We start from the raw sequence: 17711 nt of genomic DNA on the forward strand, positions 1-17711 counted from the left end.
GTCGGTAAGAGCCGTCCGTAATCCTGACTTATATGGAAAACCAGCGGCTGGATGAATTGTTTTTCCGGTATTGTGAGAAAAAAATAACCGACGAGGAGCGGGAGGAGCTCATGGCGATGCTGCTTTCGGACGAGAACCGTGAGCAGATCAACGGTTTGATCGACCAGTTCATCCGTCGCGACGGCACGCTGCATACGTTGTCGGATGAAACAGCCGAGGATATTCTGAGTTCCATTTTTTCGGCCACGGGGCGGTGCGATGGGGAAAATGCGGCGGGAACGGCACCCCACGTCGAGTGGGTGGCCGTGGGTGAGCCTGGTGACGACAACGGGCGGCCGTTGTGGATTTTAAAGCTGGCGGCGGCTTCGGTGGTGTTGTTTCTCACGTACGCCGGATATCGGTGGTTCAACGGCGGGACTGAGAAGAAACCCGTCGCAATGCTGCACAGCGTTTACGGCGACGACGCGCCTGCTGGTGGAAACAAGGCTAGTTTAACCCTTGCCGACGGGCAAACCTACGATTTAACCACCATTACCGAAGGCAATCTCTCGGGACAGCCGGGCACGACGATCGACAAGTCGAAGGGTGAGATTATTTACGGGAAAAATGCGGCCTCTGACGGCGCGATAGCCTACAATGTGCTTCGGACGCCTCTGGGCGGGCAATATAAAATCGTATTGCCGGACGGCTCTCGGGCGTGGCTGAATGCCGGTTCAAGTTTGAAATACCCTACCACATTTACCGCGAACCAGCGTAGTGTGGAAATGACGGGCGAAGTTTATTTTGAAATAGAACCCGACAAAACGAGGCCGTTCCTGGTGCGGGTGCTGGACAAGAATGTGAAAGGCAAGGACATGGAAATCACCGTGCTTGGTACACATTTCAATATCAGCTCCTACGGCGACGAGCCTACCATGCAGACCACCCTGCTCGAAGGCTCGGTACGGGTGAAAAAGGATGCAGTTACCAAAGTGCTTACGCCCGGGCAGCAGGCACGTGTGACAACAGACGGGACCGCGCCCGACATATCGGTCAAAACGGTCGATACGGAAAGTGTCGTGGCCTGGAAAGAAGGGCGCTTCGAATTCAACGGTAACATCCGGGAGATTATGCGGCAGATTTCCCGCTGGTATGACCTGGATGTGCGCTACGAGGGAAATGTGGAACGAAAATCGTTTGCCGGAACGATCTCCCGCAAGAATAATGTGTCGGAGGTGCTGAAAATGCTCGAAATGACGGGCGGGATCCAGTTCCGGATCGAAGACAGGAAAATTACCGTGAAAAATACAGATTGAATACCTTTAACTTAAACCTTATCCTGCCATGAACCCGCCGAATTCCTCCTGAATAGCGTATGGAAAAGGATAACAGGGAAAATGACCGGATGCGTTGCGACCGCACCCGGCCCGACCTGGTTAATCCTGAGATCATTGGACAACGATACATTCACTTTAACCAAGCATACAAAACTATGAAATTTGTATACAAGGGCAAAACTGTCCTGTGGGGAGCGTATATACGACTCCGTTCCCGATGGGAGGCGTATGCCGTAAAACACCGATCCGACTTTGGTAAAGTCCTCCTGACGATGAAATTGACCGTGTTGATATGCCTGATTGGTACATTGCAGGTGCTGGCCGAAGATACATTTGCCCAGCAGGTATCGATCAAAAAGAAGGATGCAACTTTGCTGGAAGTGCTCAGGTCCGTACGGAAACAGACGGGCTACCTGTTCATTTGCGACCTGGGAATGCTCGATGAGGCCGGGAAGGTCGATATTAATGTGACCAATGCACCCTTGAAAGAGGTGCTTGACGCCTGTTTTGCGGGACAGCCATTGACCTATAACATCGTCGACAAGACGATAATAGTAAAAAAAGGCGCGAACCGGTGAAGAAACCGAGGGAGCAGGCCAGCCTGAAAGAGCCGTTTTCATTCACTTCCGACCCGGTTTTGAAAGAGCGGATGACCGAGTTGATGCAAAACAAAGTGAACCTGCAAACTATTTTCGATATCAGCGTGAGTGGCAGGGTGACCGACGAAAAAGGCGAGCCGCTGGCGGGTGTGAACGTGATCCAGAAGGGTACGCAGCGCGGTACTTCCACCAATGAGCAGGGGATATTCAATATCGATATCACCGACGCCGATGCTGTGCTGACATTCTCTTTTGTCGGTTTTATGTCCCAGGAAGTGATCGTAGGCCGCCGGAGCCAGATCGACGTGACTCTGAAAGTCGATAACAAAGCCCTGGAAGAGGTTGTGGTCGTGGGTTATGGTACCCAGAAGCGCTCCGACCTGACGGGCTCAGTATCGTCCGTGAAATCGGAGGAAATCAAGAACCTGCCCGTGCGCAGCGTGAACGAGGCGTTGCAGGGGCGTGCGGCGGGCGTACAGGTGACCCGCTCGGATGGTTCGCCCGGGGGCGGTTCGGACATCGTCATCCGCGGCGTGGGTTCGATCGGCGGTATGGCACCGCTCTACATAGTGGACGGTATCCGTATGTCGGCCGGTAACAACTTCAACTTGCAGGACGTGGAATCTATTGAAATCCTGAAAGATGCGAGCGCGGCGGCCATTTACGGCGCGCAGGCGGCCGGGGGCGTGGTGCTCGTTACCACCAAACGTGGTGTGGCCGGTTCCGATAAAATGAATATCAATTTCAATGCCTATTATGGGGTACGCAAGCCGGTGAACCTGTATTCGATGCTGAATACGCCGGATTATATCAAAGCGAAAGCGGCATTCGGCGTTAATACCGGCGGCTGGGGCGATCCGGCGACGTTGCCGGATAACGACTGGGTCGACCAGATTTACCGGACCGGCAGCGACCAGAGCTATTCGCTTTCCCTGTCCGGCGCGACTGCCAAGACCAACTATTATCTTTCGGCCAACTACCAGCGGGAGGGCGGTACCATCATCGATAACTGGTTCGAACGCTACGGCATCCGCTCGAATGCCGATTTCAAGATCAATAACCGCTTGAAAGTGGGGGAAACGCTCTATGGCTGGCGCACAGGCAACAACCCCGTGCAAACCAGTACATTCCCCTTCCGCTCGGCCCCGCTGATTCCCGTTTACGACCCTGCCAATCCGGTAGGAGGCTGGGCGAAAACCGGCACATTTTTCACCGGCCCGAATCTGGTGGGCAATGAATATATCAACCATGCCAAAAACATCCAGTATGCGCTGGAAGGGAATGTTTACCTGGACTGGGAGATACTGAAAGGGCTCAATTTCCGCTCTACTTTCGGGGCTTCCATTTACAGCGGCGCCAACTACAAGTTTACCGAAGCCTATGATTTCGGAACGCTTAAAAATATCAACGCATTCCTGAGCCGCGACCTCAACAACTCCCGGAACCTTACCGCGAACTTCGTTTTGACTTACAACAAAATGTTCGGACGTCACGAAATCAAGGCGATGGCGGGATACGAGGCTTATCAATCCGATCTGAGCAACCTACATGGCGAGGCGCAGGGTTTTCAGGTGATTACCTATAACCTGGGAATGACCACCAACCCGAGCACTTACAAGGCGAGCGGGGGAGAGTTTCCGCAAACGCGCCTGCTTTCCCAGTTCGGCAGGATTAACTATACATTTGCGGACAAATACCTGTTTACCGCCAACGTCCGCCGCGACGGTTCCGACCGCTTCGGTCCGGCCAACAAATGGGGCGTTTTCCCGTCTTTCTCGGTAGGCTGGAAAATGAGTGAGGAAGCGTTTGTACGCGATAATTTCTCACAGGTTTCCAACCTGAAATTACGCGCTAGCTATGGTAAACTGGGCAGCACGAGCAGCATTCCGCAATACACCTACCAGGCGTCGTTCGGCGGAAACGGCGGTACGAACATTCTCGGATTGCCCAACGGCGACCGTTCGAAAGGTTATGCCCTCACAGCCCAGTTGCCCAACCAGAACATCAAATGGGAGCAGGTGAACCAGACGGACATCGGTTTGGACATCGGTTTATTTAAAAATGCCTTGAATATCACCGCCGACTGGTACAGCCGCCAGACACAGGACATGATTTACCAGGTGCCCGTGCCGGTTTCGGCGGGTTTCTACGGGACAAGCGGCGTGTTCACCAATATCGGGCAGATGAGCAACAAGGGCATAGAGCTGGCGGTGGATTACCGGGGCAAGGCAAAGGATTTTACCTATTCCGTCAGCGCCAATGCGGCTTTTAACAAAAACCTGGTAAAGCAGTTGAGCGGAACGAACAATAACCCGATTAACGACGGTCCGGCGGGAGATTACCTTGAAAGTACCGTTGCGCGCACCCAGGCGGGTAAGCCGCTGAGCCAGTTTTACGGTTATATCGTGGACGGCCTCTTCCAGACCGATTCCGAAGTGGCCGCATTGAACCAGAGCGCCCGGGAGGCTGCCGCGGCGGCGGGTAAGCCCACCACCGGCGTGTTCTACCAGAATGCGGGTACCGGGGCTGGTGACCTCAAATTCCGCGATGTGAACGGCGACGGCCGCATTACGATCGACGACAAGACGTACATCGGCAACCCCTGGCCGAAGATCACATATGGATTTTCGCTCAACCTTGGCTGGAAAGGCATCGATTTACAGGCGATGTTCCAGGGCGTTCAAGGGGTGGATGTTTTTAATGGAAACAAATACTACACCCAGTTCTTCGTAGGAGATTACAATACCACGCGCGACATTTTCAACACGTCGTTCTTCAATGGAAACGGATTGACAGACCAGCCGCGGGTAGGCACAACCGATGCGTCGGGCAACTATGTCCGCGACCCGAACTCGAATTACACCCGCATCTCTTCCTTCGTGGTTGAAAACGGCTCGTTCCTGAAACTGCGTAACCTGCAAGTGGGCTACACATTGCCTTCGTCGCTTGTGAAGCAATGGAAAATGACAGGTTTGAGGATCTATTTCCAGGCGCAGAACCTGCTCACTTTTACCGGCTATTCGGGCCTGGACCCGGAAGTGCTTGGCCGGAACGGTACCACCGCGCGGGGGCTGGACACGATTTATTCCTATCCGCGCACAAGACTGGTCTCGATGGGTATCGATCTGAATTTCTAAACGACTTTAACAGCTATTAAGGCTATGAAAATATTTCACAAACTTCTGCTGCTGGTGGTGATGTCGGGAATGTTTGCTTGCAGCGACGACTTCGTCGATGTCGAAAACCCCGGCGCGCTTCCGCCTTCGAAATATCCGGCTTCTGTGGCCGATCTGGAGCAATTGCTGACGGGCGTGTATGCCACACAACATGCCAACGGCCTGTACGGGCACACGATGCTTGGCAAAAACACCTGGCTTTGGGACCACACGCTCGACCTGAGCTGGCAGGGAACGCCTACGTGGATCCAAATGGGCCAGAACAATTCACAACCTAACGACAGCTTCCTGTACGACACCTGGCGGGAGCTCTGGCGCGGCGTGCAACGCAGCAACACACTGCTGGCCTCCATTGAAACCTACCGCCAGAAAGCGCCCAACGATGCCGCAGCGATAGACCGGATCAAAGGACAGGCGCTGTTCCTGCGCGCATGGTACTATTTTCACCTGGTGTCGTTCTGGGGCGAAGGTTTCAATGCAGCTACCGAAGGGGCGAAAATGGGCGTTCCGATTATTACCGAAGTGGCCTCGGGCCTCGAACAAACACAGGTTCCGCGCAAGACGGTGAAGGAAGGATGGGACTTTATAATCGGAGACCTCAAAACCGCCGAGGGCTTGCTGAACGGCGTGACCTGGACCGGCGCCACCGACAAGTACAAAGTGTCCGGCTGGGCAGTGAAAGCCTTTTTGGGTAAAATCTACGCCTACCAGGCAGATTGGACAAACGCGAAGACATACCTGGCCGACGTGGTGACAAACAGCGGCAAATCGCTCGTAACATTCGATGTCTACAAGGACATGTTCAATGGTAAAAATGAATTTACCACCGAATCGCTTTTTGAACTGAACCTGAATGTGGACATGACCGCCCGCGGCGGCGACGATCAGTCGATGGGTTCGAGCGTCGGGATGGTGATCGCCCCAACGTACGTAAGCGACAATGGAGGGCAGGCGGCTTCGGCCTGGTCCAATGTGTTTCCGCATGCAAAGAACATTGCCCGCTTCGGTTTCAATGAAGGCCATTATTTCAAACCCGGTACAACCAGCGCCAATATCGCCAATGTCGATCCCGCCTACATTACCCGCTCGCTGGAAGCGCGTAAAAAGCAGACGGTCGACCCGCGCCTGTGGGTGGCTTGCTACCAGCCTTATGTAGATTCAATGGTCGTTAACGGCCGCAAACGCCCGATTTCGCATTATCTCGACATTACCGAGCTCGACATGGAAGCCTGGAGTTTCCGCAAATTCACAAACCCGAACGGCACGGAAGCGGAGATCAATATGTCGAGCGGGGCTAATTTCCCCTGGCTGAGACTGGCGGATATTTACCTGCTTTACGCCGAAACGCTTACACATTCGGGCGACAACGCGCGTGCACTGGAATACATCAATAAGGTCAAGAGGCGTGCTTACGGCCTGCCTGTCGACGCGCCGTCGGCGGTGGATTACAAGACCCTCTCGGATCAGACCAAGGCCGGCGACCCGGTACTGAAAAACGATCCGCTCAAATACGAGCGCTGGGCCGAACTCTTCGCAGAAGGGCATTGGTGGCTCGATGTCCGCCGATGGCAGATCGGCGACAAGGAAGCGGCCTACTATCAGCGCATTCGCGGCGGGGCCATTCAATGGGACCCTACCGACTATGCCCAGCCGATCCCGATCAACGAGATCACGGCAAACGTGAATATGCGACAGAACCCGGGATATTGACAGATGTGATGACGATGGCGTTCATGCATTCGAATCAACCGAAAAACGTCGGTTCGCCAGGACGATCCTTGCCCGCCCTGGCGATTCTGGCGGTATTAATGCCGCTGGTGGGGCTCGTCGGTTCGCACTACGACGACCGTAATGCCGATTGGGTCGCTTACGGAGGCAACAAGGCCGGGAACCGTTATTCACCTTTGACGCAGATTAATCTAAGCAACGTCGGCCGGCTGAAAGTCGCCTGGGAATATGACGCCGCCAGGCTTGCTCCGGGCCTGGAAGCCCCGCGGCGGCCGCTCGAAATCCAGTGCCAGCCCATTATCGTCGGCGGTATCCTTTACGGGACTACGCCGCACCTGAGCCTTTTCGCCCTCAAAGCCGATACCGGCGAGGAGCTTTGGCGTTTCGATCCGTTCACCGGCGCCACGCCGCGTTTTCATGTAAACCGCGGAGTAATGTTCTGGCAGGACGGGCACGACAAAAGGGTGCTTTACACCGCAGGAAACCACCTTTTTGCCGTCAATGCGGCCACAGGACAGTTGATAACCGGCTTCGGCGACGGTGGGAAGGTCGATCTGAGCGAAGGCGTGACCGGCCGGCCGGGACGTGAAAACGACCGGTTGTCGGTGGATGCGACCTCGCCGGGTGTTATTTATAAGGATTTGCTGGTGATCGGGTCGCGCGTGTCGGAGTACGGCGACGCCGCGCCCGGGCACATACGGGCGTTCGACGTGCGTACGGGAAAGCTCAGATGGACCTTCCACACCGTGCCCGAGCCCGGTGAGCCAGGCTACGATACCTGGCCGCCCGATGCCTGGAAGCGCATAGGAGGAGCTAATAACTGGGCAGGAATGGTGCTGGACGAACAGCGGGGGACCGTATATTTCGGTACCGGCTCACCGTCCGTCGATTTCTACGGTGCCGACCGCCAGGGCATGAATTTGTATGCCAATTGCGTGATTTCACTCAATGCCGAAACGGGGAAAATGAACTGGTACTATCAAACCGTTCACCACGACCTTTGGGACAGGGATATTTCCTGCCAGCCTAATCTTCTCACGGTTACGCACAAAGGCCCGGACGGCAAGCCGCGGAAGATCGACGCCGTAGCGCAGGCTACCAAGGACGGGCTGCTTTTCCTGCTCGACCGCGATACCGGCAAACCGCTGTTCCCGGTCGAGGAACGCCCGGCACTGACCGACTACCATTTGCCTGGCGAGCATCCCTGGCCCACGCAGCCGTTTCCGACGAAGCCGACGCCATTTGCCCGTCAGAATTTTACATTGCAGGAAATCACCGACCGCACGCCGGAAGCTCATGCATTCGTAAAGGAGAAATTTAACCAAACCCGGTCCGGTAACAAGTATATGCCGCCGAGCAGAGAAGGCAGTCTTTACCTGGGCATCGGCGGGGGAGCGGAGTGGGGTGGAAACGCGGCCAGCCCGGACGGCATTTTGTACCAGAATTCCAATGAAATGGTGTGGGACCTTAAAATGATGGATTACAACGCCCCGGTGGCCGGTCCCAAAACCACCGCCTCGCCCGGACAGGCCATCTACATGCGAAATTGTGCCGCCTGCCATCGCGCGGATCGTCGGGGAAGCGGGCAGGAATATCCGGGCCTTATAGAAGTGGGCAATCGGATGTCGAAGGACGAAATCGACAACATTATCAAAAGCGGTCGGGGGCGGATGCCTTCCTTCCAGCACATTACGGACAAGGAGCGCGAAGAACTGGTCGGTTTCCTTTTAAATGCGGAGAAAAAAGCGGCGATTTCGGAAAACCACAGCGCAAGCGAAGCGCCAGCGGAGACGAGGTCGGCATTCCCGTACATTCCCCCTTACATTAACAATGGCTGGACGCGCTTTTTCGACCCGGACGGTTACCCGGCCATTAAGCCACCCTGGGGAACATTGAATGCGATCGATCTCAACACAGGCGAATACCTCTGGCGCGTTCCGCTGGGAGAATTCCCCGAGCTGACCGGAAAAGGCATGCCTGTAACAGGTACCGAAAATTATGGCGGACCGATCGTTACGGCGGGTGGGCTGGTGTTTATAGCTGCTACCAAAGACGAGAAAATCCGCGCATTCGACCGGAAAACAGGGAAAATCGTTTGGGAATACCAATTGCCGGCCGGCGGTTTTGCAACACCGGCTACTTATATGGTTAACGGAAAACAATATATAGTGATCGCGGCCGGCGGCGCGAAGAACGGCCACAAGCCGGGTGGTAAATACATTGCATTCGCATTGCCATAGCCACGACGGCATTTGGCCATAATAAAAACAAATGATTTATTCCCGACATTCAAAACATGACCTATTGACTATTCCTGACCCTTTCATATTTTTTAATAAACCATTCCTAATCCAAAAATCTATGAATAACCATATCTCCGGGCCCGATCAGAACCGTCGTAACGCTTTGAAAATGCTGGGGGCCGGTTCGGCGGCTGGCTTGCTGGGCCTCCTGGGCGGCACCGACCGGGCATTGGCACGCGAGCATTACACACAGCCTGCCTACGCGAAAGGCATGGCGCCGGTGAAAATCAAGAGTGTAAAGGCCATAGCCACCGCGCCACAGGGCTCGAACCTCATCGTAGTGAAAGTCGAAACAACGGAGCCCGGGCTTTACGGCCTCGGTTGCGCCACCTTTACGCAACGCGCGTTCGCGGTGGTGACGGCGATCGATACTTATCTCAATGAGTTCTGTGTCGGAAAGGATGTCGATAACATCGAGGATATGTGGCATGCGACCTACGTGAGCTCCTACTGGCGCAACGGCCCCGTGCTGAACAATGCTTTGAGCGGCCTCGACGAAGCGTTATGGGACATTAAGGGCAAGCGTGCCGGAATGCCGGTGTACCAGTTGCTAGGAGGCAAGGCCCGTTTCGCGATACCATGCTATACCCATGCCAACGGCAATACGCCGGAAGCTGTCGCCGACGATGTCCAGCGTATCATGGACCGCGGTTTCAAATACATCCGCATTCAGCAGGGCGGCTACGGAGCGGTGGGTGCTACCGAGCAGAAGCCCGACTTCAAAGCGGCCGGTTTCGGCGGACCCACCGATAATTATATGAATGAGCGGGCCTACCTGAAATCGGTGCCGAAGCTTTTCGAGGCGGTGCGCAAGCGTTGCGGCGAGGATATCGAGCTATTGCACGATATTCACGAACGGGTACAGCCGATGGACGCTATCAACATGATCAAGGCGTTGGAGGACTGCCGGCCGTTCTTTATCGAGGACCCGTTCTCGCCGGAAAACATGGGCTGGTTCCGCCAGTTGCGACAAAGTACCACCGTGCCGATCGCCATGGGCGAGCTTTTCAACAACGTGAACGAGTTCCGCGATCCGATGGCGAACCAGTGGTTCGATTACATCCGCTGTCATGTTTCGCAGATCGGCGGCATTACGCCGGCCATGAAGGTGGCGCGGCTGGGTGAATGGTTCAACGTCAAAACGGCATGGCACGGCCCGGGCGACGTTTCGCCGGTGGGGCATGCGGCGCATGCGCACATCGATTTGGCTGTCTGGAATTTCGGCATTCAGGAGGCGGTGAGCTTCAACGAAAAAACGCAGGCTGTATTCAAAGGATGCCCGACGATGAAAGATGGCTATATGTCGGTGAACGAGGTACCGGGGCTGGGCGTGGATATCGACGAAAAAGAAGCGGCAAAATACCCGATCAGCAGTAAATCCAACTGGCAGGTCCGTAAATTCGACGGTACGAGCATCCGGCCGTAGCGGTTGAGCGAACGTTGCCACACATATACAGCGAAATGAAGCGCCAGTCACTGTTTAAAATTATTGCCGTAGTTATACCCTTTCTGGTGCTGCTCGTGCTGGAAGGGGTATTGCGGTTATCCGGTTATGGCTACGATTTGGCGGTTTTTACACCGGACCCGGGCCGGAAGGGCTATCTGGTGCTAAACCCGCACGCTTCGAAGCGTTATTTTGCCAACCAAAAAAATGCCACATTGGGCAATGTCGAGCCGTTTCCTGCCAAAAAGACATCGGGTACGTTCCGAATTTTTGTGCTGGGAGAGTCCACGACCATCGGTTACCCCTACATGAACAACGGCTCCTTCCATCGCTGGTTGCAATACCGCCTCTCGCAAACCCATCCCGAACGCGATTTCGAAGTAATTAACCTCTCGCTTACCGCTGTAAATTCTTATACCGTGCTCGATTTTGGCAAAGCCGTGCTCGACTACGAGCCGGATGCCGTGCTGGTTTACGCCGGTCATAATGAATATTACGGCGCGATGGGTGTGGCGGCAACGAATGGAATCCGGCACAACAGGGCATTGGCGCGCATGCTCATGCGCTTGCGCGGGCTACGGCTTACGCAATTGCTGGCCGCCGCAACGGACAAGGTGGCCGAAGTGGTTTCGGGAGAGCAGGTAAACCTCCGCGAAAACCTGATGAAACGCATGGCGGCCAACCGGCAAGTGCCATACGGTTCGGACGGATACCATGCGGGAATAGACCAGTTCAAGGCCAATATGAATGAGCTGGCGGAAGCGATAAGCCGGAAAGGCGTCCCGTTGCTGATCGGCAGTCTTGTGAGTAATGAAAAGGACCTGAAACCGTTTATCGGCGATGCCGGCGGTAGGGGACGGTCGGCAGACTCGCATTACCAATCGGGGACCGACCTTTATGGAAAGGCCGACTATCGTAATGCCAAAAATGAATTTATGCTGGCCAAAGAGCTCGACGCGTTGCGTTTCCGGGCGCCGGAAGCATTCAATCAAATCATCAACGAAATCGCGCGTACGCATAAGGGGGTGACGCTCGTGGATGTGCGCGGACTGTTCGAAGCGCATTCTACCGGGAGCATCCTGGGCCGGGAGACATTGCTGGAACATGTCCACCCGAATTTACAGGGCTATGCATTGTTTTCAGAGGCGTTTTATCAATCCATGCGAAAAACCGGATTGTTGCCTGCTTCGCCGCGCGAGATGACGCTGGCAGCATTAAGGGCACAAATGCCGGTAACCATAATGGATTCACTGAAAGGTGAATATGAAATAATGATCCTGAAAGAAGGATGGCCTTTCAATGTCCCTATGCCGGCGGAAGAGAAACGGGAAAAAACAGTGGAGGAGCAACTGGCCGGCGCACTGGTGGTGAAACAAATCTCCTGGCGCGACGCGATGGAACGGCTGCGAAGGCATTACGCCGCCAAACGCGACACGGCCGGAATGCTCCGGGTTGCCGAGGCATTGGCGCTGGACGATCCCTTGAATCCGTCGCGCTTTGAAATTGCAGGTAAACTGGCAGCGGCGCTGGACCTTAACGACCGGGCAGTACACTATCTGGCAAAGGCGTTCCGCATGGAAAACAGCTTTGAGCGCGCCAGAATGCTTTTTGTGATGCTCCTCAAAATGGACAAACCGGCGGAGGCTCTGCCTTATGTGACTTACGCGGCTGCGAACAATGCTTCCGGTTTCAGTTTAAGCGAGCTGCACGGTTTTGTGCAACAATTGGTGGAGGCAAAAAAACGCTTTTCGGCAGATAGCGGCAATGTAGCGCTGAGCAACGAGTTGGCCAAAGGATACCTGAAATTTGCCAATACGACGGCTGCCGGGAGATACATCCGGAAAACGTTAAAGGCCGATCCCCGTAACGCGGAAGCGCTGGCCTTGCTGAAACAGGTGCGGGATATCGGTAAATAAATACCGGTTGGGCCGACTATCCCTCGCCGAAATGCCATTCGCAGGCCTCGGGTCGGTACTGCAATGTTATCGGCAGTAGACCGACCCAAGGCCTGCGGTTATCCGGCGCTGCCGTAACGCCACTACTTGTGAAGGGTGCTGAAAAACGACACTTCGCCATCGGTTTTGACCATCAGTACATCGGCTTCCTTGCCTTTGGAAACAGTCACGAAATAGTGATCGGCATCCTCGAACTGGGTGCCATAAAGCAGCATATTGGTGTCGTTGTTCTCGTTATCCTTGTATTCAACCACCGCGCCGATCGCATAATCTTTGAAGTGTTTTCGGATGTCTTTTTGGGCATTAACCGGAATGTCCGCGAATTTTCTGTCGGTTGTGGTGCCTACGAGCATAAAATGGTTGTCATAATAGGCGGTCTGTTTCTGGCCGTCTTTGGTAAATGTGACCTCGTCGAACTGTGGCCCCCCTTGTCCATCGAGCGTCGCTCACCTGACCAAAATCGGCGTAGAAGCTATCTTTGGAGCGTGAGCTCACTTCGTTGCGGGCTTCCGCGTGTTTTTCGGCCCGGTGTTCTTTTCTGATGTCTTTGGCAACGGTTTGTGCTTGTGCCCCTGTGGCCGCCAATGCGGCGATCATAGCGGATGTGATGAAAGTTTTCATTGTGATGCTATGTTTAATGGTAATTGATCGTTTGAATGATTCAAAACTATCAGGTGCGGCCAATCGGGGAAACAGGAAATCGGCAGAAGGGCAAAAGGTGTCGGTGAAACGGCGGGAAGTGTCTTTGTAATTTCTTACATTGCTTTCCGCATTGGCTAAACCTAATCGGACTGTTATTTATGAATTGCCTGGTCATCGACGACAACGTCATCGCCCGTACCACCCTCAAACAACTCGTGAAGCAGGACAAAGATCTTATCCTCGCGGGCGAATGCGATAATGCGATGGATGCCTACCGCAGGATCATGGACGAGCCGGTGGACCTGCTGCTGCTCGACATTGAAATGGAAGGTATGACGGGCATCGAGCTGGTCAGGAGCCTGGGAAGCAAAAATCCCGTCATCATATTCACGACTTCCAAAAAAGAGTACGCCGCCGAAGCGTTCGAGCTCAATGTGGCCGACTACATTACCAAACCGGTGACGCCCGCGCGGTTTTTGCAAGCCATGGAAAAAGCGAAGGAGATTTTCCGGAGTAAAAGGCAGGAGATTAAAGTGGAGAACGACAGTTTCCTTTTTATAAGGGACTCGAATATCGTCCGTCGCCTGAAAATCGATGACATCTTGTATGCCGAAGCGATGGGCGACTACGTAAAGCTGCATACCGTCGAAAAATTCTACTCGGTGCATTCGTCCCTGAAAGAAGTCGAAGTGAAGCTGCCCGAATCGAAATTCCTGCGCGTACACCGGTCATTTATTATCCAGGTCGGAAAAATCGATACCATCGAAGGCGGCACGCTGATTATCAACCGGAAAATGGTACCGGTAGCCGATACCTACCGCGCCGCGCTGAACAGGCGGCTGAATGTGTTATAGGGGCCATGCAACGTTTGCGACCGGCTGCGGCGACCGGGCTTGACCAAATCCTTCCGATGCGGTAAATTGTTTTTTATTCAAAGCACCAGTTATCCATGAGGGTCCGCACGCTCGTCATATACATTACCATCGGATTTATCGCCGCTGTACTGGCGCTGATCGGCGTGCAATACATTACCAGAAACAATATCGAGGACCTGATCCGGGGAAACGAAAACCTGCTGAACGAATACCGGCTCAGTAACGGGTTGGTGGGATTACAAAAGGATATTCTCACGCTCGACAATAACCTTGAGGCCGCTGTCAGTACCGGGGATTCGGGCAGGCTGAAAGAGTTCGAAAAAGATGCAGCGAGGATCAGGCGGAATGTGCAGGTTTTACAAAAAATGGCCGCGCCCCTTGTCTCACCCGAAACGCAGTTACATTATCTGCCGGGACTCGGCGAACTGGTCGACCGTAAAATCGATTACAGCGAAGCATTGATCGACAGCTTGTACCGGACCGGGAGGCCCGTTCCCGGCCATCTGCTGACGGGCAGCCGGGCATTGAAACTGACCGAACAGATTACGAGCCTCACACACCGCATCGACACCAGCGGACGAATGGCCCTGGCCGATAAGGTCAAAATGGTCGACCGAAGCGGCCAGCGCGTGCTGCGCTGGAATCTGTATGTAATGGTAGGCGTGCTGGCATTGCTCACGGCTGTTTTCGCAATCATCATCGGACGCATGAAAAAGCAGGCGGAACTGATCGGTCAGCTGAATACCAGCGAGAAAAAGCTGAAAGCGGCGGTGCTTGTAAAAGAGAATTTTCTGGCTAATATGAGCCATGAGATCCGTACGCCGCTAAACGCCATTTTAGGCTACACCCATCTCCTTCAAAAGAAGAAGCTGGACGATGATACCCGGCTGCATATCAACACGGTACAGCAATCGGGCGAAACGCTGCTGGCGATCGTGAACGATATTCTGGACCTGTCCAAAATCGAGTCGGGTATGATGCGGATCGAGCGCGTTCCGTTCGCTCCCGAGGCCCTGGTCCATTCCGTGGCGACAATGTTTCATCACCGGTCGGCGGAAAAGCAAGTCCCGCTTGCAGTGTCGTTCGATCCGGCTATACCCGGAACCATTACGGGCGACCCAACGAGGCTGACACAAATTCTCGTAAACCTGATCGGTAACGCCTTCAAATTCACAGAGAAAGGCGAGGTGCGGCTGCACGTTACAAACGCCGCGACCGATGCCGATCAGGTAATTATTTCGTTTGAAGTGACGGATACGGGGATTGGCATCGAACCCGCCCGGCTGGAAACCATTTTCGAGCGTTTCAGACAAGCGGAGGACTCGACCACCCGGCAGTATGGCGGGACGGGCCTGGGGCTTTCCATTGTCCGTGACCTGGTTCATTTGCAGAACGGGCATCTCGAAATCAACAGCGAACCCGGAAAGGGTACGGCAGTAAAGGCGACGATCCCTTACCGGATCGGTCGTTCCGGTGAGCTTCCGGTGGAGACATCTGCGGCCGAAGCTACGCATCCCCGGCAACCGGGTTTACGGGTGCTCATTGCGGAAGATCACGTCATCAACCAAGGGCTAATGGTACGCCTGATGGAAGAGCGGGGCATTGAAAGCCGCATTGCAGGTAATGGGCGGGAATGTATTGAAATACTTAAAAATGAACCCTTTGATCTCGTCTTTATGGATATTCAGATGCCGGGAATGGATGGTTATACGGCCACGCGCATCATCCGCGACCAACTGAAACTGGATATCCCGGTAATCGCCATGACGGCCCATGCCATGGAAGGGGAAAAGGAGAAATGCCTGAGCTTCGGAATGAACGATCACCTGGCCAAGCCGGTAAGGGAAAACGAGCTGGACAGGATATTCGGGATTTTCGGGAAGAAAACGGTCGCGGGGGATCAACCGGCTGCCAGCCATGTCTCCAACGGCTTTAAGGTGATCGATCTCGAATATATGCGGGAGATCAGCAATGGCGATGCGACATATGAAAAGCTGGTTACCGAGCAATTCCTTCACCTGATGCCCCGTGAACTAGAAGCCCTGTCGACTGCGGCTGCCCGGCACGATCCCGGCGAAATCCGGCGCATTGCCCATGGGATCAAGACGACGATTTCGATCATGGGCCTCAATGCATTGCTTGACAACCACCTCGACGCCCTCGAAAGCGAAACTGCGGGTGCCGGCAACGTCGCCGGACATGTGGAAAGGGTGCTCGCCGTTTGTAAGGAAGCATTGGGGGAAGCGGGGGGTGTTTTACAGGCGGTTTCAGGAGGATTGATATGGGGTGCAAAACCTGGATGGATACGACATTCAGGAAAGGTGTCTGTCAAATTAGTTATCAGTTGTTTTTTATTATTTTGCGCCAATTTTGTATTCCGACCATTTATTGCTTACCCGCCTTTTATGTCCCGCAACCGCCTTTGGTGTTCGTTTATTTTCCTGTTGTTTACAGTTACTTCCTATGGTCAGATTACGCCTGAAAAGGGCTATTTTATCAATAATGACGGTGTCAGGACCGAATGCTTCGTCCGCGACGCAGACCGGCTCAACAACCCCGACTCGTTTAAATATAAAATTTCGCCGACCGACGAGCTCAGGGAAGCAAATATCGACGAAGTACAGGAATTTGGTACGGAAAACGGCGCTGTCTACATCCGGGCGAAAGTAAACGTCGATCAATCCGAGGTCAATCTGGACCTTTTGTCCTCGCAGCGCGCGCCGGAGTGGTCGGAAAAACTGGTGTTTTTGAAAACATTGGTAAAAGGTGCGGCGACCCTATACGTATACCGCTGGTCGGGGATTACGCGGTTTTATTACCAGAAAGGGACAGGGCCGGTTATGCCGCTCGTGTACAAACGTTATCGCGACGACGCAGGGAATGTCAGATCGAATTTCGGCTTCCGGCAGGAACTGCTGAATGCGTTGCAATGCGAATCGGTCCCCGCCGGCTGGGTGGGCCGGCTGAATTATCTGGAAACAGATATGCTGCGGTTCTTTAACCGGTACAATGCCTGTGCCGGCCCTGGTCAGCAAACGGTCGTGCCGGCCAGGGGGCGCGAAACCTTCAACCTGAGGATAACCCCGGGAGCGGAACTTATCATGCTGAAATCGAACAGATATACGCGATTTGAGGACGGCAGCAAGCGTCGCACGAACGCATCAGGCCGGATCGGGCTGGAAGCGGAATATATTTTGCCATTCAATAAAAACAAATGGGGATGATCGCCGAGCCTTCATTTCAATATTACGATTTACCAATTAATCTTCTCGGGTTAAAAGCGAATGCGGATTACTATTCGATCGAATTGCCAATGGGCTTCCGCCACTATTTTTTCCTTTCGCATCGGACGCGACTGTTTGTGGACGGTATGGCGATATGGCACCTCAAAAGCTGGCAGACGAAGGCGGGAAAACGCGAACGTGAAATGGAAATGCGCTCCAGACCGGGTTTTGCGTTCGGGGCCGGTCTTTCGAGGGGCAGATGGAGCGGCGAAATGCGGTACGCTTTCAAGCGCGATGCGTTCGGCTCATACGTGAATATCGACGTGAGCCACACCAAGCTTTCGCTAATTGTGGGATACAGAATTTTCGGCAAATAACCGGTAGCGGCGAGCGTATGGTCCTGAAAACCATTGGGTATGCACCGGTATAGTGGCTACAAAGTCGGGACA

Annotated in this window: 12 protein-coding genes; 10 read left to right on the top strand and 2 right to left on the bottom strand. The window is 54.2% G+C overall.

Going from position 1 to position 17711, the window contains the following annotated elements:
- The first annotated feature begins 32 nt into the window (after positions 1 to 32).
- The 7 genes from ABV298_RS27395 to ABV298_RS27425 all read left to right on the top strand — a co-directional run bounded on the left by ABV298_RS27395 (position 33) and on the right by ABV298_RS27425 (position 12482).
- Positions 33 to 1295: a FecR domain-containing protein gene (locus ABV298_RS27395; RefSeq protein ID WP_353719323.1), complete on the top strand. Its 1263-nt coding sequence runs from the start codon at positions 33 to 35 to the stop codon at positions 1293 to 1295.
- Between the two features lie 176 nt (positions 1296 to 1471).
- Positions 1472 to 1894 (top strand): STN domain-containing protein, encoded by a 423-nt coding sequence (locus ABV298_RS27400; RefSeq protein ID WP_353719324.1) that lies wholly within the window; start codon positions 1472 to 1474, stop codon positions 1892 to 1894.
- The gene (locus ABV298_RS27405; protein ID WP_353719325.1) at positions 1891 to 5052 is read left to right on the top strand and encodes a TonB-dependent receptor; all 3162 of its coding nucleotides are present in this window, start codon (positions 1891 to 1893) and stop codon (positions 5050 to 5052) included. The genes ABV298_RS27400 and ABV298_RS27405 overlap by 4 nt, the downstream gene beginning before the upstream one ends.
- Positions 5053 to 5076: 24 nt before the next feature.
- Complete coding sequence (locus tag ABV298_RS27410) at positions 5077 to 6801, top strand: RagB/SusD family nutrient uptake outer membrane protein (protein WP_353719326.1); 1725 nt, start codon at positions 5077 to 5079, stop codon at positions 6799 to 6801.
- 23 nt (positions 6802 to 6824) lie between these two features.
- Positions 6825 to 9059, top strand: a complete 2235-nt coding sequence (locus ABV298_RS27415) for a pyrroloquinoline quinone-dependent dehydrogenase (RefSeq protein WP_353723259.1) — start codon at positions 6825 to 6827, stop codon at positions 9057 to 9059.
- A 121-nt stretch (positions 9060 to 9180) separates the two neighbouring features.
- Positions 9181 to 10548: an enolase C-terminal domain-like protein gene (locus ABV298_RS27420; RefSeq protein ID WP_353719327.1), complete on the top strand. Its 1368-nt coding sequence runs from the start codon at positions 9181 to 9183 to the stop codon at positions 10546 to 10548.
- A gap of 35 nt (positions 10549 to 10583) precedes the next feature.
- Positions 10584 to 12482: an SGNH/GDSL hydrolase family protein gene (locus ABV298_RS27425; RefSeq protein ID WP_353719328.1), complete on the top strand. Its 1899-nt coding sequence runs from the start codon at positions 10584 to 10586 to the stop codon at positions 12480 to 12482.
- Between the two features lie 122 nt (positions 12483 to 12604).
- Here ABV298_RS27425 and ABV298_RS27430 read toward each other — a convergent pair whose 3' ends face one another.
- Both ABV298_RS27430 and ABV298_RS27435 read right to left on the bottom strand, forming a co-directional pair.
- Positions 12605 to 12874, bottom strand: coding sequence for a hypothetical protein (locus ABV298_RS27430; protein ID WP_353719329.1), 270 nt, complete (start codon positions 12872 to 12874; stop codon positions 12605 to 12607).
- Positions 12875 to 12884: 10 nt separating this feature from the next.
- Positions 12885 to 13142, bottom strand: coding sequence for a hypothetical protein (locus tag ABV298_RS27435; RefSeq protein WP_353719330.1), 258 nt, complete (start codon positions 13140 to 13142; stop codon positions 12885 to 12887).
- Positions 13143 to 13321: 179 nt separating this feature from the next.
- Here ABV298_RS27435 and ABV298_RS27440 point away from each other — a divergent pair, with 179 nt between their 5' ends.
- The 3 genes from ABV298_RS27440 to ABV298_RS27450 all read left to right on the top strand — a co-directional run bounded on the left by ABV298_RS27440 (position 13322) and on the right by ABV298_RS27450 (position 17639).
- A complete protein-coding gene (locus tag ABV298_RS27440; protein ID WP_353719331.1) occupies positions 13322 to 14017 on the top strand; it encodes a LytTR family DNA-binding domain-containing protein in 696 nt (231 codons plus the stop codon).
- Positions 14018 to 14112: 95 nt separating this feature from the next.
- Positions 14113 to 17262 carry an ATP-binding protein gene (locus tag ABV298_RS27445; RefSeq protein ID WP_353719332.1) on the top strand — a complete coding sequence of 1050 codons (3150 nt, stop codon included), beginning with the start codon at positions 14113 to 14115 and terminating at the stop codon, positions 17260 to 17262.
- Positions 17259 to 17639 (top strand): hypothetical protein, encoded by a 381-nt coding sequence (locus ABV298_RS27450; protein WP_353719333.1) that lies wholly within the window; start codon positions 17259 to 17261, stop codon positions 17637 to 17639. Before ABV298_RS27445 ends, ABV298_RS27450 begins: the two co-directional genes overlap by 4 nt.
- The last annotated feature ends 72 nt before the right edge of the window (positions 17640 to 17711 follow it).

The sequence above is a fragment of the Dyadobacter sp. 676 genome, assembly GCF_040448675.1.
Lineage (GTDB): Bacteria > Bacteroidota > Bacteroidia > Cytophagales > Spirosomataceae > Dyadobacter.